The sequence below is a fragment of the Streptococcus sp. HF-1907 genome, assembly GCF_015594605.1.
In the GTDB taxonomy this organism is placed as follows: Bacteria; Bacillota; Bacilli; order Lactobacillales; family Streptococcaceae; genus Streptococcus.
Genome location: NZ_JADNQT010000001.1, coordinates 76,668 through 98,281 on the forward strand (window position 1 = coordinate 76,668; position 21,614 = coordinate 98,281).

Below are 21,614 nucleotides of genomic sequence, written 5' to 3' on the forward strand. Positions count from 1 at the left end.
CGTAGGGGAGACTCTATGAGCTTTTTAACAGCTCTGCTATTTTACAAAAAAAGGATAAATCATGAGTATTTTAGAAGTTAAGAATCTAAGCCACGGTTTTGGGGATCGTGCAATTTTCGAAAATGTGTCATTTCGCCTTTTAAAAGGTGAACACATCGGTCTTGTTGGTGCCAATGGCGAGGGAAAATCGACCTTCATGTCTATCGTTACAGGCCATCTACAACCTGATGAAGGCAAAGTGGAATGGTCAAAATATGTAACTGCTGGCTATTTAGACCAGCACACCGTCCTTGAGGCCGGACAAACGGTTCGAGACGTCTTGCGTACCGCTTTCGATGAACTCTTCAAAACCGAAGCTCGCATCAATGATATCTACATGTTTATGGCTGATGAAGGCGCTGATGTTGACGCTCTCATGGAAGAAGTCGGGGAGCTTCAAGACCGCTTGGAATCTCGTGATTTCTATACTTTGGATGCGAAAATCGATGAAGTGGCACGCGCACTTGGTGTTATGGATTTCGGGATGGACTCTGATGTTACAGAACTTTCAGGTGGACAACGTACCAAGGTTCTTCTTGCTAAGCTCTTACTGGAAAAACCTGACATCTTACTTCTTGACGAACCGACTAACTATCTAGATGCGGAGCACATTGATTGGCTCAAACGCTATTTGCAAAATTATGAAAATGCCTTTGTTCTCATTTCTCACGATATTCCATTTTTAAATGATGTGATTAACATCGTTTATCATGTTGAAAATCAAGATTTAGTTCGCTATTCTGGCGATTATGATAATTTCCAATCTGTCTATGCCATGAAAAAGGCTCAGTTGGAAGCCGCTTATGAGCGCCAGCAAAAAGAAATTGCTGACCTGCAAGACTTTGTTAATCGTAACAAAGCCCGTGTTGCCACTCGAAATATGGCCATGTCTCGTCAGAAAAAATTGGATAAGATGGATATTATTGAGCTTCAAGCTGAAAAACCAAAACCGAGTTTTGAATTTAAAGAATCACGCACACCAAGTCGTTTCATTTTCCAAGCCAAGGATCTACAGATTGGTTACGACCGTCCATTGACTAAACCTTTGAATTTGACCTTTGAACGTAATCAAAAAATTGCCATTATCGGCGCCAATGGTATCGGGAAGTCAACTCTTTTGAAGAGTTTGCTTGGTATTATTCCTCCAATTTCTGGTGAAGTGGAACGTGGCGATTTTATTGATCTTGGGTATTTTGAACAAGAGGTGGCAGGCGGGAATCGTCAAACCCCACTTGAAGCTGTTTGGGATGCCTTTCCAGCTCTCAATCAAGCCGAAGTTCGAGCAGCACTCGCTCGTTGTGGACTAACTTCAAAACACATTGAAAGTCAAATTCAAGTGCTCTCTGGTGGTGAACAGGCAAAAGTACGCTTCTGCTTACTGATGAATCGTGAAAACAATGTCCTCGTCCTTGATGAACCAACTAACCACCTTGATGTCGACGCTAAAGCCGAACTCAAACGCGCTTTGCAAGCCTACAAAGGTTCTGTACTGATGGTCTGCCATGAACCTGACTTTTATGAAGGATGGGTCAGTGATGTTTGGGACTTTAATGAATTAAGCTAACTTAGAATCATATCTTGCTCTAACAAGAATCAATTCCGAACTCCACCAGATTAGTTATATCAACCGATTTCAGCGTTATAATAGAATTGTAAAAAAAATAGCGAAAAAGTATAACACAACTCAACCTCTTTGAGGAGACAGAACTAGGTGATTTAGAAAAAATTTTAGCTGTGGTTGATAGCCTTCCTGAGACAGGTCTACTTGAACAGATAGAATTCAAACGTAAGGGAGGGCGTCAAGACTATAGCGTTGAGTCTTACTTTATAGCCTATATTGCCAAATTAGTGCTTCAATTTCAAACTGACAAGCAACTGATTCGTCAACTCAACTGTAACAGTCAGCTACGTCAAATCTGTGGCTTCGAGACTCACTATGTTACTCTAAAAGATGGGAGCTTCAAGAAAGTCCGTGACAACTTAGAGGCTTGGGCTAAAACTGCGGTTACCGTGGTCTATGACAGCTTACCTGATTTTGGTGTCCATTTGGTCTTAGACGGGAAGTATCTAGACAGTTACGCTAGTCCGTATCAAAAGAATAAGAAAAGACGGGACCACCGCTCTGATTTAGAGGCTGATTTCTCCAAGAAAGAGACGCAATTACCTAACGGCCAGGTCTTAACCATTAAGCATTTTGGGTATCGTCTTCACTTATTTGCGGATACTAAGTGCGGCTTACCAGTTGATTGGGAAGTGACACCAGCTTCTAAAGGAGAGCCGACAATTGCCAAAAGGACAGCGGGTGAAATGCCCATGAGTGATTTAACCAATCACACCCACTAAAGGTCAACAAAAGATTGGATTAGAAATCTATGAAAATAAAATATGTACCAGTTGATAATGCATTAGCAGAGTGGGGAGACAAAAAGAGTATTTTGGTAAGATGGGAAGGTCTTAACCCCTATATACTCAATCGTTGGATTAGCGAAATGAGGAACCATAAGTAATTTAGAAATTATGTGATCAACCCTACTCATAAACTTGTTTTTATAAATCTTGAAGGCTTTGAAGAATTTTTACGATGGAAACAAAAGGGAGCGGTAAAATAAGGCAAATCATGTTATAATGAAAGACGGTTAATGTTTCTATCTAAATAATTCTCGAACTTCTCAAGGTTAGTAGCGAGGAGAGGGAATATGTATTTTAGAACTAAAGAAAATGCCAAAGGAAAGGTTCGATATGAAATAATAAAAAAATATAATATAAAGATCCTTTAACTGGAAAGTAGCGGACAGCTGTCGTATCATTTACACCCCCCTAGAGCTTGTAGACAAGCTGAGCGAGAATTGAAGGCTAAAGTAGATGACTTATTGGATCAATTTGAATGTTGTTACGACAATAAAAACTTTTGGTCAACTCAAGCAAAGCTGGTTTGAAACTTGTGTGTTTCCGTAAGAGAACAAACCATAAAGAGAGAAGAACTTATTATACGACGATTGGGAGAAATTATAGGAGATGATTACCTACTCACTAAAATTACTCCTAAGCTCTTCATATCAACCAAAACACATATCTGGAAATATTATTCCAAAGATGCAAAAAGATATGTTAAAACATTATCCAAATTTTCAATGTCAAAGTATTCTAGGAACGAATCAAGAAGTGGTGGGGTATCGCCTAACATGGAATTGACAATTTTTCTTGGTGCCTGCTCGGTGCCTAATGATAAAAAACAGTAAATCAAGGGGTGCAACCCCTTGATATGAAAGGATTTAGAAAATATGGCAACAATACAATGGTTTCCAGGTCACATGTCCAAAGCCCGCCGACAGGTACAAGAGAATATTAAACACGTTGATTTTGTAACAATTTTAGTTGATGCTCGTCTGCCTCTATCTAGTCAAAATCCTATGCTGACCAAAATTGTTGGTAATAAGCCGAAATTGATGATTTTGAATAAGGTAGATTTAGCTGACCCAGTTTGTACCAAAGAATGGCGCCAGTTTTACGAGGAACAAGGTATCACAACCTTGGCTATCAACTCAAAAGAACAATCAACCGTAAAAAAAGTGACGGATGCAGCAAAAAGTTTAATGACTGATAAGTTGGCAAAATTGAGAGAACGCGGGATTCAGAAAGGAACCCTTCGCACTATGATTATCGGTATCCCAAATGCTGGGAAATCGACGCTCATGAATCGCCTGGCCGGTAAAAAAATTGCAGTAACAGGTAATAAACCAGGGGTTACTAAGGGACAGCAGTGGCTCAAATCCAACAAGGAACTTGAAATCTTAGATACGCCAGGGATTCTCTGGCCAAAATTTGAGGATGAACTTGTCGGGCTTAAACTGGCCTTGACTGGTGCCATCAAAGACCAACTCTTGCCTATGGATGAAGTAACCATCTTCGGTTTGAATTATTTTAAACAATACTATCCAGAACGTCTTCAAGAGCGTTTTAAGGCTATTAACTTAGAAGATGAGGCTCCTGAGATGATTATGTCCTTAACTCAAAAACTTGGGTTCCGAGACGATTATGACCGTTTTTATAACCTTTTTGTCAAAGAGGTTCGTGATGGTAAACTTGGTCGCTACACACTTGATGTTGTAGGAGAAGCAGATGGCGACGATTAAGGAAATCAAGTATCGCTTAGCTGAGGTGACAGATTTTTCAGACCCTTACTGGCTTGAGGTCGAGAGTGATACTCGCTCTGGTGTCCAAACCGCCATCAAGCAGCGTCGCAAAGCCATTCAAGCGGATCTTGACGAGGATGAGCGCTTGGAAAATATGCTGCGCTACGAAAAGGAACTCTATCTTAAAGGTATCGACCTCATCGCTGGAATCGATGAAGTGGGCAGAGGTCCCCTAGCAGGTCCAGTGGTAGCTGCAGCAGTTATCCTACCTAAGAATTGTAAAATCAAGGGACTCAATGATTCAAAACAAATTCCCAAAAAGAAACACGAGGAAATCTATGAGACCGTTATGGCACAAGCAATGGCAGTAGGAATCGGTATCAAGGACAATCAAGTGATAGATGAGGTCAATATTTACGAAGCTACCAAGCTTGCCATGAAAGAAGCAGTTGAGCAGCTAGCTATCCAACCTCAGCACCTCTTAATTGATGCCATGGTCTTAGATTTGCCTATCAAACAGACCAAAATCATCAAAGGAGATGCGACTTCCTTGTCAATAGCAGCAGCTTCCATTGTAGCCAAAGTGACCCGTGACCGCATGATGACTGACTATGATGACAAATATCCAGGCTATGCGTTTGCTAAAAATGCAGGCTATGGTACCAAAGACCACCTCAAAGGATTGGATGAACAAGGAATCACCCCAATACACCGCAAGACCTTTGAGCCCATCAAATCAATGATTTAGGAGAAAAGATGGCAATAACCGAACGAGAAAAAATGTTAGCTGGTCAACTTTATGACGCTAGCGATAGCGATTTGAAGAGTGAACGCTTATCTACTCGTCAAAAAATTATGGCTTTTAATCAAGAATTAGATAGAAGTAAACGAAGCGAAATGCTCAAATCTTGGTTGGGTTCAACAGGTGAATATATCATGATGGAGCCAAATTTTGTTTGTGATTACGGTTCAAATATCCATGTTGGAGAGAATTTCTATGCAAACTTCAACCAAACCTTTTTAGATGTCTGTGAAATTCGCATCGGCGATAATGCCATGATTGGACCGAATTGTCAACTCTTGACACCGTTACATCCGCTTGATGCTGAGGAGCGGATTGCTGGTTTGGAATATGGTGCGCCAATTACCATCGGCGACAATGTTTGGCTGGGTGGTGGAGTGACTATCTTACCTGGTGTTACTCTGGGAGATAATGTGGTCGTAGGGGCTGGAAGTGTTGTGACCAAGTCTTTCGGCAACAATGTGGCTATCGCAGGAAATCCAGCACGAGTTATTAAACAATTATAGAAATGAGGAAAGAAGTTGAGAAATCGGCTTCTTTTTTCGAATAGTATAGTTGGGAGGTAACTATGAACAATTTCGAACTATACAAACTAAAAAAAGCTGGCTTAACCAATCTTAACATTCACCATATTTTAGACTATCAGGCACGAGTGGGAAAATCGCTGTCACTCCGTGATATGGCAGTCGTCTCAAAATGCAAAAAACCAGCCATCTTCATGGAACATTATAAAAATCTGGACAGTAAACAATTGCGTCAGAGTTTCAACCAATTTTCAAGTCTTTCCATTTTTGATAAAGACTATCCTGAAGAACTCAAAAACACCTATAACGCGCCCGTCTTGCTCTTTTATCAAGGTAATCTAGAATTGTTAGCCAAGCCTAAACTAGCTGTTGTAGGAGCTCGTACAGCTTCTGAGACAGGAACTAAGTCTGTCCACAAAATCATCAAAGAATTGAACAATCAATTTGTTATCGTCAGCGGACTTGCACGCGGTATCGATACAGCTGCACATATCGCTTCTTTGAAAAACGGCGGAGCTAGTATTGCCATCATCGGAACTGGACTTGATATCACATATCCTAAAGAAAATGCAGCTCTGCAAGAATACATGGTCAAAAACCAGCTCATTCTGACAGAATACGAACCTGGTGAGCAACCGCTGAAATTCCATTTTCCAGAGCGTAATCGGATTATTGCTGGTCTCAGTCAAGGAGTCATCGTAGCAGAAGCCAAAATGCGTTCAGGCAGTCTTATTACTTGTGAACGTGCCTTGGAAGAAGGAAGGGATATTTTTGCAATTCCAGGGAATATTATTGACGGAAAATCGGATGGTTGTCATCATTTGATAAAAGAAGGCGCGAAGTGTATCACAGCAGGTTTTGACGTCCTTTCAGAATATAATCTAAATTAGACTTTCTCCTATAGGAAAAAGTTTTTTATTGACAGTTTAAGAAAAGTAAGTTATTATGCTATAAGTTTACGAATTAGAAAGTGACGCTTATGGCAACTACAAGTAAAACAAAAACGGCTACCAAAACAAAAGCCACCACTAAAAAATCAACGAAGAAAAAGGCAACTCCTAAGAAAAATCTTGTCATCGTGGAGTCTCCTGCTAAGGCGAAGACTATTGAGAAATATTTAGGACGAAACTATAAGGTTGTCGCTTCTGTTGGACATATCCGTGATTTGAAAAAATCAAGCATGTCTATCGATTTCGACAATAACTACGAGCCACAGTACATCAATATTCGAGGCAAAGGTCCTCTCATTAATGACCTCAAAAAAGAAGCAAAAAAGGCAAAAAAAGTCTATCTTGCCAGTGACCCGGACCGTGAAGGAGAAGCTATTTCATGGCATTTAGCGCACATCTTGAATTTGGATGAGACAGACAACAACCGTGTCGTCTTCAATGAAATCACCAAGGACGCCGTTAAAAACGCTTTTGTCGAGCCACGCCAGATTGATATGGACTTAGTAGATGCCCAACAAGCTCGTCGTGTTCTGGATCGTATTGTAGGTTATTCGATTTCACCGATTCTTTGGAAAAAGGTCAAAAAAGGCTTGTCAGCTGGACGTGTTCAATCCGTTGCGCTTAAGCTCATTATTGACCGTGAGAATGAAATCAAGGTCTTCAAACCGGAAGAGTATTGGACAATTGACGGTGCCTTCAAAAAGGGAACACGTAAATTCCAAGCTTCTTTTTACGGCTTAGACGGCAAGAAAATGAAACTTTCTAATAACGAAGATGTTAAACAAGTTCTAGCACGAATTACCAGCGATGATTTTCTTGTTGAAAAGGTTGAGAAGAAAGAGCGTCGTCGGAATGCACCGCTTCCTTACACCACTTCATCAATGCAACAAGATGCAGCTAATAAAATCAATTTTCGTACTCGTAAAACCATGATGGTTGCTCAACAGCTTTACGAAGGAATTGGACTTGGGTCAGCAGGGCACCAAGGTCTTATCACCTATATGCGTACTGACTCAACACGTATCAGTCCAGTTGCCCAAAATGATGCGGCAAATTTCATCACAGAACGCTTTGGTGCTAATTATTCAAAACATGGTAGCAAGGTCAAAAATGCCTCTGGGGCACAAGATGCCCACGAAGCAATTCGTCCGTCAAATGTCAATTATACACCTGAAAGTATTGCCAAATTCCTCGACAAGGATCAACTGAAGCTCTATACTCTTATCTGGAATCGTTTTGTGGCTAGCCAGATGACTGCGGCTGTCTTTGACACTATGAAAGTCAATTTAACACAGAACGGTGTTATGTTTACCGCAAATGGTAGTCAGGTTAAATTTGATGGTTACATGGCCGTTTATAACGACTCTGACAAGAATAAGATGCTTCCAGAGATGGCAGAAGGTGATATTGTTAAAAAAGTAAATACTCAACCTGAACAACATTTCACACAACCGCCAGCACGATTCTCCGAAGCAACTCTGATTAAGACGCTTGAAGAAAATGGTGTTGGACGTCCGTCGACTTATGCGCCAACTCTTGAAACTATTCAGCGCCGCTATTATGTCAAATTAGTAGCTAAACGCTTTGAACCAACTGAACTTGGCGAAATTGTTAACGGTCTGATTGTTGAATTTTTCCCTGACATCGTCGATGTTAAATTTACCGCCGAAATGGAAGGTAAGCTGGACGAGGTTGAAGAGGGTAAGCAACAATGGCAAAAGGTTATCGATGACTTTTATCATCCATTTGAAAAAGAATTGGCCAAGGCTGAAACTGAAATGGAAAAAATTCAAATCAAGGATGAACCAGCAGGATTTGATTGTGACCTATGCGGGCATCCGATGGTGATTAAGCTTGGGCGTTATGGTAAATTCTACGCATGTAGTAATTTCCCTGAATGTCATAATACTAAAGCTATCACTAAAGAAATTGGTGTCATTTGTCCAGTTTGTCACCAAGGACAAGTTATTGAGCGCAAAACGAAACGCAATCGCCTTTTCTATGGCTGCGACCGTTACCCTGAGTGTGAATTTACTTCATGGGATAAACCTGTTGGACGTGATTGTCCTAAATCAGGACACTTCCTTGTTGAGAAGAAAGTCCGTGGTGGTGGTAAACAAGTCGTCTGCTCGGATGAAAATTGTGACTATCAAGAAGAAAAAATTAAATAATACGAAATTCCACTGCCTCAAGAAAGTAGTGGAATTTTATTTTTGAATATCAAAGTACTAGTGACTTATTTCTGGCTTTTTAGCAATTCAGAGTTACAGCAGAACATCTTAGTAGTCTAATACTCATATTTGTGATATACTATTATTACTAACTTACAAAGGAGCTCCTATGAATTCATCACAACAGCGACTAGGTGATCAAGTCACTCACTTTAAAGGGCGGGCAATCTCCTCAAAGCTTGAGCCTGGTCTCGTTCATATTATCAATATAAGTGATATAAGCGCCTCTGGGATAATCGATTATACCAACTTGAAAACAGCCGACTTGACAGAAAAGCAATACTCTCGTTACTTGCTCGAAGAAAGAGATGTTCTGATTGCTTCAAAAGGTACTGTTAAGAAAGTAGCCGTCTATGAGCAACAAAACTATCCCACAATAGCTTCGGCTAATATTACTATTCTTCGTCCTAATGACACTATTCGTGGCTACTACATCAAGCTTTTTTTGGATTCGAAAGAGGGAAGAAGACAGTTAGACAAGGCTGATAATGGACAATCCGTTATCAATTTAAGTACAGACTCTTTGCTTGATATTGAAATACCAAGCATTCCTTTGGTCAAACAAGACTACATGATTAGCCGATATTTACAAGGTTTAGGAGATTTTCAGCGTAAAATCTCACGCGCTAAACAGGAGTGGCAACGTATTCAAGATGATATCAATCGACAATTATTTTAAGAAGAGAGGATTTTGATGTCTATCTTACAACGTAGTATTAAAATGATTCTGTCAACTGTTCTTGCGACTTCGCTTGCCCAGCAACTCGGTTTATCCTATGCAACAGCGGCGGGAGTCATCGCTATTTTGAGTGTTCTCGATACACGGCGTTCAACTTTAGAAATGACCTATCACCGCTTCTTGTCTGCGCTTTTAGCGCTAGCTATTGCCTATATTGCCTTCCAGTCGCTCGGCTTCAACCTTCTTGCTTTTACCTGCTACCTAGTCTTTTATATTCCCTTAGCTTTGGGGTGGGAGCTAGCTGCTGGTATTGCGCCGAGTACGGTTCTGGTGACGCATCTCTGGGTAGAGAGGACTATCTCTTTGGCTTTTATGGGTCATGAGCTGGCGCTTTTCATCTTAGGAGCAGGAGTCGCCCTCCTTGCCAATCTCTACATGCCATCCCATAACAAGCGAGTACAGAGTTATCACCAACAATCTGAGAAGTTGCTAAAAAGTATTCTACTGAAATTCAATCAGTTTTTACTTGATGGCGGTGGACGAAATGAGGCCAGCCTTATCAACGAACTTGATAGTCTGTTAGAGGAAGCTTTAGCCTTGGTTTACCGAGACCGTCATAACCAAGTTTTCAAACAAACAAACTACGAAGCTCACTACTTTGAAATGCGTCAGCAACAAAATCAAGTCTTACGATTGACTGCCCACAATATGAATCACTGTCAGCTAGCTAGTGATGAAGGAGAAATCTTGGCTGAATTATTTGGACAGACAGCTGAACAACTTAGTCAAGAAAATCCAGCGACAGCTCTGCTAACGACTATCAATCAGTGCTTGTCTGATTTTCGCCAGAGAGAACTTCCCAAAACACGTGAAGAATTTGAAAATTGCGCGCGTCTATTCCAAAATCTTCATGACTTGGAACATTTCCTTCAACTCAAGGTGACTTTCTACCAATGCTACATGACTAACAATCAAGGAGAACTAAATGAATGACGTCAAATGCCCGCACTGTGGCACTGTTTTTACCATCAACGAATCTGAATACAGTCAACTTTTAGACCAAGTCCGTGGTCAGGAGTTTGAAAAGGAACTGCATGAGCGTCTGGCACGTGAAACTGCGCTTCTCGATGAAAAAGCTAAAAATCAACTTCAAGAGCACATGGACAAAAAAGATCAAGAAACTGCTGAACTTAGGGCTAAATTAGACCGTCTGACCAACGAAAAGGACCTTGAACTAGCAACCGCCCTCTCTCAAAAAGACCAAGAGATTGCTAATCTCAGTTTTAAAATTCAGCAGTTTGATACAGAGAAGGCTTTACTTTTAAAAGATCAGAAGCAGAGTCTATCTGAGCAACTATCCGAAAAAGATCAGCATTTGCGTGATTTGGAGGCACAGCTTGATAAATTGCGTTTGGAGCATGAAAATCAACTTCAAAAGTCCTTATCAAATGTGGAGCGTCAGCGTGACGCTATTCAAAATCAATTGGCGCTTCAGGAGAAGGAAAATGAGCTGGCGCTAGCTACGTTACGTAGCGATTATGAGAGTCAGCTAAAGGCAGCTAATGAGCAAGTTGAGTTCTATAAAAATTTTAAAGCGCAGCAATCCACCAAAGCTATCGGTGAAAGTCTGGAAATTTACGCCGAGACTGAATTCAACAAAGTCCGCAATCTTGCCTTTCCAAATGCCTATTTTGAAAAAGATAACACCGTTTCAAGTCGTGGTTCTAAAGGCGATTTTATCTACCGTGAAAAGGACGAAAACGGCGTTGAGATTTTGTCCATCATGTTTGAGATGAAAAATGAAGCGGATGACACGGTTAAAAAGCACAAAAATGAGGATTTCTTTAAGGAATTGGATAGGGACCGTCGTGAAAAAGACTGCGAATATGCGGTACTAGTCACTATGCTAGAAGCTGATAACGACTACTACAACACGGGTATTGTCGATGTTAGCCACAAGTACGAAAAAATGTACGTGGTGCGTCCGCAGTTCTTCATCCAATTGATTGGTATTCTGCGTAATGCTGCTATGAATTCATTGCAATATAAGCAAGAATTGGCGCTTGTTCGTGAGCAAAATATCGATATCACCCACTTTGAGGAAGATTTAGATATTTTTAAAAATGCTTTTGCTAAAAATTACAATTCAGCCAGCAAGAATTTCCAAAAGGCAATCGATGAAATCGACAAAGCCATCAAGCGCATGGAAGCTGTTAAAGCAGCCCTCACGACCTCTGAAAATCAGCTCCGTTTAGCTAATAATAAGTTGGAAGATGTCTCTGTAAAAAAATTGACGCGTAAAAATCCGACTATGAAAGCTAAATTTGAAGCCTTGAAGGAGTCATAATGAATATCATGCTTATGAAAAATCAGTTAAAAATGACCATCTAAACCTTCTCTAAGCCATTTTAAAATTCTAACGAAAATAGATTTTACGATACTATCGGGTCTAGCATGATAGCTCATCCATCGCTTAGATTCTATCCAGACATCCCATCATAAAAAAGGAACCGTGTTCAGCCAACACAGTTCCTTTTTATCAATCACCCAACCAAGCTGGCTGAGATTCAAGATTTGTATGCTTACGTTCGATGTTATCGAAATTAGTATCATCAACCTGATCTAAACTTCCTAATCTCAAAGTGATAAGCTCTGGTTGATCTGCTTTTTCGTGCCAAATCGGGTTGAAGCAAGTTGCGCAGAAATAGCGAGTTTTCCCTGGAGACGAATCATAAGTTACTAAATTGTCTTCACCGGTTAAAAGGTGAAAATTATCTCTAGGAATCATAGCGTTAGCTGAGAAAGCCGTTCCGTTTGCCTTTTGACAAAAGTGGCAAAAAATAATTGGTCCCTCAAACTAGTCAGCTCATAAGTCACTGCACCACATAAACATGAACCTTTAGTCATTAGTGTACCTCACAAATTTTTATTGACTATACTTTCTAATAAAATATCCAATTTGTCAACTTTTAAAGTAATTTCCTTGAAAATTCGCTATAATAATACTATCTCAACAAAGGAGTACAATGCTATGAATACAATAGATTTAAGTAAACCCGTTGCAGAACTGATTGCAGCAAATCCAGAACTCAAAGATATCCTCGTCCAGCTAGGATTCAAACCCCTAGCCAATCCTGCTATGCTAAATACCGTTGGTCGTGTAACCACTTTGAAGGCTGGCGCTAAATTAGCAAATATTCCACTAGAAACCATCAAACAAACTCTTATCTTCAATGGCTATGATATCTTAGGAGGTGAATAAATGAGTCAAGATCGCATCGATGTTCTCAAAAATATCCTTCTAGACTTGCACCAAGGTGCAACTGCCGAATCTGTTCAAGAGCAATTTAATCAACATTTTAAAGGTGTCTCAGCTCTGGAAATTTCTATGATGGAGCACGAACTTATGTCCTCAGATACAGGCATCACCTTTGAAGATGTTATGGGGCTCTGCAATGTCCACGCAAACTTATTCAAGGGAGCTGTGGATGATGTAGAGGTGCCTGACACCGATCAAGAAGGTCACCCCGTTTATGTTTTCAAGCAGGAAAACATCGCCCTTCGCGCAGCTATGTTACGCATCCGACGTATCCTTGAAAACTACAATAAACCTGAGAATAAGGAATTCCAAGACCAGATTTTATCTGGCTTGCAACATCAGATGGATTTACTCGGACAGTTCCACAACCATTATTCGCGTAAGGAGAAGGTCTTCTTCCCTATCATGGAACGTTACGGACATGATGCACCACCTAAGGTGATGTGGGGCGTTGATGATGATATTCGGGCAATGTTCAAAGACACGCGCCAGCTCATTTCCCAACTTCCACAAGTCTCAATCGATGATGTCAGCCAAAGTTTTGAGCGCTTCGCCAAAGAGTTTGAGGAGATGATTTTCAAGGAAGAGGCGATTCTCCTCATGATTTTGCTGGAAACCTTCACGCAAGACGATTGGCTTCAAATCGCGCAAGAAAGCGATGCTTACGGCTATGCAATTATCAAGACAACCAAAGTTTGGGAACCTCACCGCGAGTCTTTTGAAGAATCAGCTAGCGCAGAAGTAGCGGACGAGCCCCAAGCTGACACCACGCAAGAAGAATTGTCAGAAGAACAAGCCCCGAATACGCGCATTATCGACACACCAGAAGGTCAGTTCACCATTACCTTCACACCTAAAACAGAAGAAACAGTCGCTGACCGCACCACACCACAGCACATGGGAAACGGCTACCTATCTGTAGAACAAGCCAACCTCATCCTCAACCATCTCCCAATGGAAATAACCTTTGTCAATAAGGACGATATTTTCCAATACTATAATGACCAGGGGGACCCCAAGGACATGGTCTTTAAACGTACACCAAGTCAGGTGGGACGAAATGTCGAGCTCTGTCATCCACCAAAAGTCCTTGATAAGGTCAAGACCATCTTCAAATTACTACGTAGCGGAGAACGCGATAAGGTCACCATGTGGTTCAAATCAGACCGTCTCGGAAAATTTGTCCATGTCACCTATGCAGCTGTCCGCGACCAAGAAGGTGAATTTCAAGGTGTCTTAGAATATGTTCAAGATATTCAAGACTATCGTGATATTGACACAGACATGAACAGAGATATTTAGAATAAATCTATCAGTGAGCGAGTTTCCCATCTCGCTCTTTTGTGTTTCCATTTATTTCTTGCTATAATAGTCATTATGATTACAGGAATTATCAATTTAAAAAAAGAAGCAGGGATGACATCACATGATGCCGTCTTTAAACTGCGTAAAATTCTCCAAGAGAAAAAAATCGGTCACGGTGGTACTCTTGACCCTGACGTTGTTGGCGTTCTACCAATTGCCGTAGGAAAGGCAACGCGTGTTATTGAATACATGACAGAAGCGGGAAAAGTCTACGAAGGCGAGGTCACTCTAGGCTACTCAACGAGCACAGAAGATGCCAGTGGGGAAATCATTGACCGTAAACCAGTCGATGAGAACTTGTCAGAAGAACGTATAGACCAAGCGATGCAAGCCTTTATCGGTGATATCATTCAAATTCCGCCAATGTATTCTGCGGTCAAAGTGAATGGCAAAAAACTCTACGAATATGCGCGTGCGAGGCAAGAAGTGGAGCGTCCGCAACGACAAGTTACTATCCGTAATTTTGAGCGGACAAGTCCCCTAATTTTTGAAGATGGCCTTTGTCACTTTAATTTCCGAGTTGCTTGTAGCAAGGGAACTTATGTTCGTACCTTGTCAGTTGACCTTGGGGCTAAGCTAGGTTATCCAAGTCATATGTCTCGTTTAGAGCGCACCGCCTCAGCAGGGCTAACTTTAGATACCGCTCTTACGCTTGTTGAGATTAGTGAGAAAGTAGCACAAGCTGATTTTTCTTTCTTACTACCAATTGAGTATGGCGTTCTCGATTTACCACGCGTCGACCTTGCTGAGGAAGAGAAGATTGGGATTAGCTTTGGTCGTCGTATTCAGCTCGATAGGGAAGAGGACCTACTCGCTAGCTTCTACCAAGACAAAGTAGTCGCCATTCTTGAGAAGCGTGGCAATGAGTACAAACCACGAAAAGTTTTATTATAAGGAAAAACAATGAATATTATTCACATCAATGACAGCACAGACTTTCAGAGTCATGAACCTACTGTCCTGGTCCTAGGCTATTTTGACGGGCTCCACCGAGGGCATAAGGCGCTTTTTGATAAAGCAAAAGAAATTGCTGCGCGCGACAATCTAACAATCACAGTTCTTACTTTCAATGAATCACCGAAACTAGCCTTCGCCCACTTCGCCCCAGAATTATTGCTCCATATCTCATACCCTGAAAGTCGCTATGCAAAATTTGAAGAGTATGGTGTCAATACCCTCTACCTAACAGATTTCACCAGCCGATTTTCAAAAATTTCATCAGACGAATTCATTCGTGACTACATCAAGGGACTTAATGCCAAAACAGTAGTTGTTGGATTCGATTATAAATTCGGTCATAATCGGACGAATAGTGACTATCTTGCTCGTAACTTCGATGGTCAAATTTATGCGATTGCTGAAGTGACTGAGGATGGTGATAAAATCTCATCTACTCGCATTCGTGAAGCTATCGTGGAAGGAAATGTTGCTGAAGCTAATAGGCTGCTGGGCTATGAATTTTCTACCCGTGGTATGGTGGTGCACGGGGACGCGCGTGGACGAACGATTGGATTTCCAACAGCAAACCTAGCCCCAATTGACCGCACCTACTTGCCCGCTGATGGCGTCTATGTTACAGATGTTGTAGTCGGAGGAAAACGCTATCGTGCCATGACCAGTGTTGGAAAAAATGTCACTTTCGGAGGAACTGAACTCCGTCTTGAAGCAAATATTTTCGACTTTGAAGATGATATTTACGGTGAAACCATTGAAATTATTTGGCTAGAAAAAATCCGTGACATGGTTAAATTTGGTGGTATTGATGACTTGGTCAACCAACTGTACAGCGACAAAGAAATCGCCCTAAATTGGCAAAAGGGATAGTCAAATACTCTATTTTTTTGTATAATATAGGTAGTAAAATAAAGAGGCGGTTACATGATTACCTTATTTTTATCACCTAGTTGTACTAGTTGTCGAAAGGCGCGTGCATGGCTAACCAAGCACGATGTCACTTTCCAGGAGCACAACATTATCACAAGTCCTTTAAGCCGTGAGGAATTATTACAAATTCTGTCATTTACTGAAAACGGTACCGAAGATATTATTTCAACTCGCTCAAAAGTCTTTCAAAAACTTGATATTGATGTTGATGAATTATCCATTTCTGACTTGATTGACTTAATCGCAGTAAATCCAAGCCTATTGCGTCGCCCTATCATCTTAGACAAAAAGCGTATGCAAATTGGCTTCAATGAAGATGAAATCCGTGCTTTCCTATCACGTGATTATCGAAAGCAAGAGTTGCGTCAAGCAACAATTAGAGCAGAAATTGAGGGGAAAAATGGCTAATAATTATAGTTATCCGCTTGATTTAACTTGGAGCACTGACGAGATTACCGCAGTGCTTCATTTTTTGAATCAAGTAGAGTCTGCTTATGAAAGTAAAGTTGATGCGGAGAAAGTTCTTGAAAGTTATAAGGCTTTCAAAACAGTCGTAAAAAGCAAGGCACAAGAGAAACAAATCGACCGTGAATTTGAAAAATCAAGTGGTTATTCGACCTACCAGACAGTCAAAGTTGCCCAAGCAAAAGGGAAAGGATTTATTTCACTTGAAAACTAAATTTACCTTTGCTAAGGAACTCATCCGTCAAGCAGGGCAATTTGTCAAAGAGCACATGACTGACAGTTATCAAATCGAAGAGAAAACGCGCTTTGATGATTTAGTGACGAGCGTTGATAAAGCGACTCAGGACTTTTTGATTCAGCATATCCTAGAAAAGTATCCAGATGACCATATTTTTGCTGAAGAAAACAATGTGCGTCACCCTATTTCAGACGGTCACGTTTGGGTAATCGACCCGATTGACGGAACGGTAAATTTCATCGTTCAAGATGAACAATTTGCCATCATGATAGCTTATTTTGAAGATGGCGTAGGACAATTTGGGCTGATTTATGATGTAATGACGGATACCCTATTTAGCGGAGGGGGTCCGTTCGATGTTTATGCTAACGAGAAAAAGTTAGCGCCCTACAAAGATACCCCATTGGAGCTCAGCCTAATTGGCTCCAACGCCTCCATGTTTGCCAAAAACTACCATGGCATTCATGACTTGGTTGACAAAACCTTAGGCGTCCGAGTCTATGGAGGGGCAGGCATCAGCATGAGTAAAGTCTTATCTGGCAAGCTCCTAGCCTATATTTCCTATATCCAGCCCTGGGACTATGCGGCGGCTATGATTATGGGGAAAAAAATAGGCTATCGCTTATTAACCTTAGACGGACAAGACCCCGACATGACTACTCGCCAAACCGTTATGCTCGTCCCAGTCAGCAAATTAGAAACCATTCAAAAATATCTTACATAAGGAAAAGAGGACATGGAATTACCAAAAGAATTTATTGATAAATATCAGAGTCTTCTTGGCGATGAAGCATCGGCTTTTCTGGAGAGTTTTCAAAAAGAAGCAGTAGCTGGTTTTAGAACCAATCCTTTAAAAACGAGTCAGAAAAGTTTTCCTGATCCTATCCCCAACACCCCTTGGGGCCACTATGGCAAAGTTTCAGGAAAGTCGGTTGAACATGCGACAGGCTTAGTTTATTCACAAGAACCAGCCGCTCAGGTGGTAGCACAAGTAGCCGCTCCTACAGAGGGGATGCGAGTCTTAGATTTAGCGGCGGCACCTGGTGGGAAATCCACCCAATTATTAGCCTACCTTAACAACACAGGACTCCTTGTTAGCAATGAAATTTCTACCAAACGCAGTAAAATATTAGTCGAAAATATTGAACGATTTGGTGCAGAAAATGTTATTGTGACAAATGAAAGCTCTCAAAAGTTGGCAAAAGTCTTCAAAGGTTACTTTGATTTGATTGTTTTTGACGGTCCTTGTTCTGGTGAGGGAATGTTCAGAAAGAACCCCGATGCTACACAATATTGGCATAAGGATTATCCTTCTGAATGCGCCAAACTTCAAAAAGAGATTCTGATAGAAGCTATGAAGATGCTATCGGTCGGAGGAACATTAGTCTATTCGACCTGCACCTGGTCACCTGAGGAAAATGAAGAAGTAGTGAAGTGGCTACTCGAAGAATATGATTACTTGGAACTCGTTGATGTTCCTAAAATCAATGGTATGATTTCAGGAATTAATCTGCCTCAAGTCGCTAGAATGTATCCGCATCATTTTAAAGGTGAGGGGCAGTTTGTCGCCAAACTCCAAGACACACGTTCCAAAGAGCCTATCAAAGTCAAATCTGCAAAGTCTAACCTTACAAAAGAGCAGTTGGCACTATGGCAAGATTTTTCAAACCAACATCTAAAGCGACAGCTTCAAGGGACTTTACAAACATTTGGGGATAATCTCTACTTATTACCTGAAGGGCTACCTGATTTGTCCAAAGTTAAAATTGCTCGAAACGGCTTACATTTAGGAGCTTTTAAAAAGAAACGTTTCGAGCCCTCTTTCGCACTAGGGGTTGCTCTATCCCCTAATGACCTAGTACAGACACTTGAAATTGATATAGAGCAGTTTGGTATCTATGTTTCTGGAAATGTCGTTCCTCTAACTCAAACTTTTCCAAATGGTTGGTATCAAGTAACTGTAAACGGCAACGGTCTAGGCTTTGCTAAAGTTGTGGGAAATACCTTGAAAAATTATTATCCAAAAAGATTACGTTTCCGAGTTTAACTGTTATTTAATACATTTTCCTTAAAAAGGAAAAACAAATACTTTTCAAACCAAGTTAACTTATGTTATATTTAATTATGAAAACTGTTTTTTCAGTTTCCATAATACTTTCAGTGCATTACTACAAAATCCTACTATAAATAGGTGCACTAGTAAGTAGCTATTTTAATAATGAATAGGAAAAACAAAATGAAAAAAAGAAAATTTGTCTTTTTGTTAGCCTTAGTGAGCGTAACTATGTTCACTATGACAGCCTGTGCAAGTTGGATTGATAAAGGTCAGTCTATCACCGCAGTTGGCTCCACTGCTTTGCAGCCACTAGTTGAAGCTGCAGCTGACGAATTTGGAATGACAAACCTTGGAAAGACTGTCAATGTCCAAGGCGGAGGTTCAGGTACTGGCTTATCTCAGGTTCAGGCAGGAGCTGTGCAAATTGGTAACAGTGACCTGTTTGCCGAAGAAAAAGACGGGATTGATGCTAGTAAGCTAGTTGATCACCAAGTGGCAGTAGCAGGGCTATCTGTTATCGTAAACAGCAAAGTCAAAGTTGATAATCTAACAACTGACCAGCTTCGTGATATCTTTTCAGGTAAAATCAAAAACTGGAAAGAAGTGGGAGGACAGGACTTAGAAATCTCAATTATCAACCGCGCAGCAAGTTCAGGATCACGTGCGACCTTTGACAGTATTGTAATGAAGGGTAAATCTGCCATTCAAAGTCAAGAGCAAGATTCTAACGGTATGGTTAAGTCAATCGTATCACAGACACCAGGTGCCATTTCATACCTAGCCTTTGCTTATGTTGATAACAGCGTCAAACAGCTTAAACTTAATGGTTTTGAACCGACTGCTGAAAATGTTGCGACTAACAATTGGACGCTTTGGTCATACGAACACATGTATACTAAAGGAGAAGCTACAGGACTCACAAAAGAATTTCTTGATTTTATGCTGAGTGATGAAGTCCAAAATAAGATTGTTGAAAAAATGGGGTACATTTCTATCAACAACATGCAAGTTGTTAAGAGTGCAGATGGTACTGTAACAGCGAAATAAGTCTAATCGTCTGAAACGCCTATGCTGGATAGCATAATTGACGTTTCTAAAACTCAGGAGGAGTTATGAAAAATCAAGAATTGGTTAAAAAATTAACCTCACCTTCAAAAAATTCAAGGCTGGAAAGATTTGGAAAAACCATTACTTTTCTTAGCCTAGCCTTAATTGTCTTCATTGTTGCAATGATTTTGGTTTTCGTTGCACAAAAAGGTCTATCAACCTTCTTCGTTGATGGCGTGAAATTATCCGATTTCCTATTCGGTACAAAGTGGGAGCCTAGTTCAAAAGAATTTGGTGCCCTACCAATGATTGCTGGATCATTTATCGTTACTATCTTATCTGCACTTATTGCAACACCGTTTGCTATTGGGGCAGCTGTATTTATGACTGAAATTTCACCAAAATACGGTGCTAAAATTCTTCAGCCAGCGGTAGAATTGCTAGTCGGTATTCCGTCAGTTGTTTATGGATTTATCGGTTTGCAAGTTGTCGTGCCATTTGTTCGTTCGATTTTTGGCGGAACTGGTTTTGGTATTTTATCAGGGGTTTTCGTACTCTTTGTTATGATCCTTCCAACAGTGACCTTCATGACAGTTGATAGCCTAAAAGCTGTCCCTCGTCACTATAAAGAAGCAAGTCTTGCTATGGGGGCAACGCGTTGGCAAACCATTTGGCGTGTTATCCTTAATGCTGCTCGCCCAGGAATTTTCACAGCCGTTGTCTTCGGAATGGCTCGTGCCTTCGGTGAAGCCTTAGCCATTCAAATGGTCGTTGGTAACTCTGCTGTTATGCCTGCCTCTCTCACAACACCTGCAGCAACACTGACATCTGTTTTGACAATGGGTATCGGTAACACTGTCATGGGAACAGTCCAAAATAATGTTCTCTGGTCATTAGCGTTAGTCTTGTTACTTATGAGTCTCGCATTCAATACTGTCATCAAATTGATTACAAGGGAAGGAAAGAAAAACTATGAACGCTAAAAAAGTTGATAAACTAGCGACGATTATTCTCTATAGTATTGCTGTAATTATCGTCACTATTCTTGCATCCTTACTTTTGTACATCCTTCTTCGGGGATTGCCACATGTTTCTTGGCATTTCTTGACTGGGAAATCTTCGTCATACCAAGCTGGTGGTGGGATTGGGATTCAGCTCTATAACTCATTTTTCTTACTTGTTATTACTTTGCTTATCTCTATCCCTTTATCACTTGGAGCGGGGATTTACCTTTCTGAATATGCAAAAAAAGGGCGCTTAACAAACTTCGTCCGTACTTGTATTGAAATCTTATCTTCACTCCCTTCAGTTGTTGTTGGTTTGTTTGGTTACTTGATTTTCGTTGTGCAATTCCAATATGGCTTTTCAATCATTTCGGGTGCCTTGGCATTAACAGTCTTTAACTTGCCTCAAATGACTCGAAGCGTTGAAGATAGTTTGCGAAATGTTCACCATACACAGCGCGAAGCTGGCTTAGCTCTTGGTATTTCTCGTTGGGAAACAGTTATTCACGTTGTTGTACCAGAAGCCCTTCCAAGTATTGTAACAGGTATCGTCCTAGCATCTGGTCGTATTTTTGGTGAAGCAGCAGCCCTAATCTATACAGCGGGACAATCAGCACCAGCTCTTGACTGGTCAAATTGGAATCTATTTAGCATTACAAGTCCAATCTCAATTTTCCGCCAAGCGGAAACGTTGGCTGTTCATATTTGGAAGGTTAACAGTGAAGGTACTATTCCTGATGCGACAAAAGTTTCAGCAGGTTCAGCGGCGGTATTGCTCGTTGTTATTCTTATTTTCAACTTATCTGCTCGTTACATCGGTAAAAAGCTTCACTCTAAACTCACATCTGCAAACTAATGTCATATCAATTTAGAAGTGA

The 21,614-nt window shown here is 40.8% G+C and carries 22 protein-coding genes and 1 pseudogene; 22 read left to right on the forward strand and 1 reads right to left on the reverse strand.

The window, feature by feature from the left end; genetic code table 11:
* Positions 1–61: 61 nt before the first annotated feature.
* The 11 genes and pseudogenes from IYQ92_RS00400 to IYQ92_RS00450 all read left to right on the forward strand — a co-directional run bounded on the left by IYQ92_RS00400 (position 62) and on the right by IYQ92_RS00450 (position 11,705).
* Positions 62–1,603, forward strand: coding sequence for an ABC-F family ATP-binding cassette domain-containing protein (locus tag IYQ92_RS00400; protein WP_195674798.1), 1,542 nt, complete (start codon positions 62–64; stop codon positions 1,601–1,603).
* Positions 1,604–1,773: 170 nt separating this feature from the next.
* Positions 1,774–2,382 (forward strand): transposase, encoded by a 609-nt coding sequence (locus IYQ92_RS00405; RefSeq protein WP_195674799.1) that lies wholly within the window; start codon positions 1,774–1,776, stop codon positions 2,380–2,382.
* 29 nt (positions 2,383–2,411) lie between these two features.
* Positions 2,412–2,648, forward strand: a pseudogene (locus IYQ92_RS00410) (DNA-binding protein).
* Positions 2,649–3,320: 672 nt separating this feature from the next.
* Positions 3,321–4,172: a ribosome biogenesis GTPase YlqF gene (ylqF, locus tag IYQ92_RS00415; protein ID WP_195674800.1), complete on the forward strand. Its 852-nt coding sequence runs from the start codon at positions 3,321–3,323 to the stop codon at positions 4,170–4,172.
* Complete coding sequence (locus tag IYQ92_RS00420; protein WP_195674801.1) at positions 4,159–4,920, forward strand: ribonuclease HII; 762 nt, start codon at positions 4,159–4,161, stop codon at positions 4,918–4,920. Before ylqF ends, IYQ92_RS00420 begins: the two co-directional genes overlap by 14 nt.
* 14 nt (positions 4,921–4,934) lie before the next feature.
* Complete coding sequence (locus IYQ92_RS00425; protein WP_195675052.1) at positions 4,935–5,480, forward strand: sugar O-acetyltransferase; 546 nt, start codon at positions 4,935–4,937, stop codon at positions 5,478–5,480.
* 62 nt (positions 5,481–5,542) lie between these two features.
* Positions 5,543–6,388 carry a DNA-processing protein DprA gene (gene dprA / locus IYQ92_RS00430; protein WP_195674802.1) on the forward strand — a complete coding sequence of 282 codons (846 nt, stop codon included), beginning with the start codon at positions 5,543–5,545 and terminating at the stop codon, positions 6,386–6,388.
* An 89-nt stretch (positions 6,389–6,477) separates the two neighbouring features.
* Positions 6,478–8,619 (forward strand): type I DNA topoisomerase, encoded by a 2,142-nt coding sequence (topA, locus tag IYQ92_RS00435; protein ID WP_195674803.1) that lies wholly within the window; start codon positions 6,478–6,480, stop codon positions 8,617–8,619.
* A 169-nt stretch (positions 8,620–8,788) separates the two neighbouring features.
* On the forward strand, positions 8,789–9,358 hold the full coding sequence (locus tag IYQ92_RS00440; protein ID WP_195674804.1) for a restriction endonuclease subunit S: 570 nt from the start codon (positions 8,789–8,791) through the stop codon (positions 9,356–9,358).
* Positions 9,359–9,373: 15 nt separating this feature from the next.
* On the forward strand, positions 9,374–10,351 hold the full coding sequence (locus IYQ92_RS00445) for an aromatic acid exporter family protein (protein WP_195674805.1): 978 nt from the start codon (positions 9,374–9,376) through the stop codon (positions 10,349–10,351).
* Positions 10,344–11,705, forward strand: a complete 1,362-nt coding sequence (locus tag IYQ92_RS00450; RefSeq protein ID WP_195674806.1) for a DUF2130 domain-containing protein — start codon at positions 10,344–10,346, stop codon at positions 11,703–11,705. Before IYQ92_RS00445 ends, IYQ92_RS00450 begins: the two co-directional genes overlap by 8 nt.
* 192 nt (positions 11,706–11,897) lie before the next feature.
* On the opposite strand, the gene IYQ92_RS00455 is transcribed toward IYQ92_RS00450, so the two are convergent.
* Positions 11,898–12,203 carry a GFA family protein gene (locus IYQ92_RS00455; protein WP_195675053.1) on the reverse strand — a complete coding sequence of 102 codons (306 nt, stop codon included), beginning with the start codon at positions 12,201–12,203 and terminating at the stop codon, positions 11,898–11,900.
* A gap of 186 nt (positions 12,204–12,389) precedes the next feature.
* Here IYQ92_RS00455 and IYQ92_RS00460 point away from each other — a divergent pair, with 186 nt between their 5' ends.
* The 11 genes from IYQ92_RS00460 to pstA all read left to right on the forward strand — a co-directional run bounded on the left by IYQ92_RS00460 (position 12,390) and on the right by pstA (position 21,592).
* A complete protein-coding gene (locus IYQ92_RS00460; RefSeq protein ID WP_195674807.1) occupies positions 12,390–12,620 on the forward strand; it encodes a DUF1858 domain-containing protein in 231 nt (76 codons plus the stop codon).
* A complete protein-coding gene (locus tag IYQ92_RS00465) occupies positions 12,621–13,979 on the forward strand; it encodes a DUF438 domain-containing protein (protein ID WP_195674808.1) in 1,359 nt (452 codons plus the stop codon). It begins immediately after the preceding gene.
* Positions 13,980–14,054: 75 nt separating this feature from the next.
* Positions 14,055–14,936 (forward strand): tRNA pseudouridine(55) synthase TruB, encoded by an 882-nt coding sequence (gene truB, locus IYQ92_RS00470; RefSeq protein WP_195674809.1) that lies wholly within the window; start codon positions 14,055–14,057, stop codon positions 14,934–14,936.
* A 9-nt stretch (positions 14,937–14,945) separates the two neighbouring features.
* A complete protein-coding gene (locus tag IYQ92_RS00475) occupies positions 14,946–15,866 on the forward strand; it encodes a bifunctional riboflavin kinase/FAD synthetase (RefSeq protein WP_195674810.1) in 921 nt (306 codons plus the stop codon).
* 54 nt (positions 15,867–15,920) lie between these two features.
* Positions 15,921–16,334, forward strand: a complete 414-nt coding sequence (locus IYQ92_RS00480) for a Spx/MgsR family RNA polymerase-binding regulatory protein (protein ID WP_195674811.1) — start codon at positions 15,921–15,923, stop codon at positions 16,332–16,334.
* Entirely contained in the window at positions 16,327–16,605 is a 279-nt protein-coding gene (locus IYQ92_RS00485; RefSeq protein WP_195674812.1) for a UPF0223 family protein, read from the forward strand. The genes IYQ92_RS00480 and IYQ92_RS00485 overlap by 8 nt, the downstream gene beginning before the upstream one ends.
* Positions 16,595–17,353: an inositol monophosphatase family protein gene (locus IYQ92_RS00490; protein ID WP_195674813.1), complete on the forward strand. Its 759-nt coding sequence runs from the start codon at positions 16,595–16,597 to the stop codon at positions 17,351–17,353. The genes IYQ92_RS00485 and IYQ92_RS00490 overlap by 11 nt, the downstream gene beginning before the upstream one ends.
* Before the next feature lie 12 nt (positions 17,354–17,365).
* Positions 17,366–18,676, forward strand: coding sequence for an RsmF rRNA methyltransferase first C-terminal domain-containing protein (locus IYQ92_RS00495; protein ID WP_195674814.1), 1,311 nt, complete (start codon positions 17,366–17,368; stop codon positions 18,674–18,676).
* 189 nt (positions 18,677–18,865) lie between these two features.
* Positions 18,866–19,732: a phosphate ABC transporter substrate-binding protein PstS gene (locus tag IYQ92_RS00500; protein ID WP_195674815.1), complete on the forward strand. Its 867-nt coding sequence runs from the start codon at positions 18,866–18,868 to the stop codon at positions 19,730–19,732.
* Positions 19,733–19,797: 65 nt separating this feature from the next.
* A complete protein-coding gene (pstC, locus tag IYQ92_RS00505; RefSeq protein WP_195674816.1) occupies positions 19,798–20,715 on the forward strand; it encodes a phosphate ABC transporter permease subunit PstC in 918 nt (305 codons plus the stop codon).
* On the forward strand, positions 20,705–21,592 hold the full coding sequence (pstA, locus tag IYQ92_RS00510) for a phosphate ABC transporter permease PstA (RefSeq protein ID WP_195674817.1): 888 nt from the start codon (positions 20,705–20,707) through the stop codon (positions 21,590–21,592). Before pstC ends, pstA begins: the two co-directional genes overlap by 11 nt.
* Positions 21,593–21,614 lie beyond the last annotated feature (22 nt).